This is a genomic window from Jannaschia formosa, assembly GCF_003340555.1.
GTDB lineage: Bacteria > Pseudomonadota > Alphaproteobacteria > Rhodobacterales > Rhodobacteraceae > Jannaschia > Jannaschia formosa.
Genome location: NZ_QPLJ01000103.1, coordinates 1 through 973 on the forward strand (window position 1 = coordinate 1; position 973 = coordinate 973).

At 78.1% G+C, this 973-nt stretch carries 1 protein-coding gene; it reads right to left on the reverse strand.

Going from position 1 to position 973, the window contains the following annotated elements; translation table 11 throughout:
* A partial coding sequence (locus DR046_RS23910) for a hypothetical protein (protein ID WP_167767274.1) occupies positions 1-973 on the reverse strand: 973 nt, incomplete at both ends.

Below are 973 nucleotides of genomic sequence, written 5' to 3' on the forward strand. Positions count from 1 at the left end.
TCCCCGCTCCGCGCGTACTTCCTGAGGATCTCGTCCGCCCTGGCCATCGCCGCGTCGAGCTTCTCGAGCGCCTCGGCCTCGCGCGCGGCCGCCTGCGCCCGCGCCTCCGGATCCGGCGGCGCGGCCCGCTCCGGGCCGGCCCCGAGCACCGGCGCCTCTGCGATCCCGACCTCCGGCGCCCCCGCCCTGCCCCGCGCCGGCCGGTCGGCCCGCGTCCGCGCGGCGAGCCGCTCGGCCATGTCGGGCCGCGCCCAGACGCGCCAGCTGCGCCGGGGCGTCACCAGCCGCACGATCCCGGCGGCGGCGGCCTCGTCCATCAGGGTGAAGGCCGCCCGCTCCGACAGTTCCAGCATGTCGCGCAGGTGCGGCGTGGTCAGGATCGGCTCGCGGATCACGAGGTCGACGACGTCGCGCAGGCGTGAGCGCTTCGTGCGGGCCCCGGCCGCCTGCCGGACGCCCTCGCGCCACCGGCGCAGCGGCGCGAGCCCGCCGATCGCCCGGTCCAGCTCTCCGGTCAGCCCCTCCACGAGGTCGTGCAGGCCCACCGGCCGGCCGGGCTGCCAGCTTCGGAAGCCGTTCCGGGTGAGGGCGGCCGAGGGCAGGAAGATCCAGCCCGCCTCGATCCGCGCCAGGGTCGCCACCGGGCCCGGGGACCGGTCCTCCCGGGTGCGCCCCGCCCCGCCGCGCAAGGCATGCTCGGCCGCCATGAAGACCAGCCGTTCGGCCGCGGGGGCCGCCCCCAGCGTGATTGCACGCAGCGTCACGGCGGCGCGCAGCGCGCCGAGGAAGGGCGTCGGCGCCGTGGATAGCCCGGCCATCACCCCGGCGGCGATCTCCGTCACCTGACCCCGCGCGTCCCGCTCCCGGTCCTCGCGCTGCTCGGGATGCTCGTCGGGTCCTGAGAGGTCGATCTCCGTGCGCAGGGTGCCGCGCAGGCAGCGCGCGATCACGGTCTCGGGGGCCGTGCGCAGGT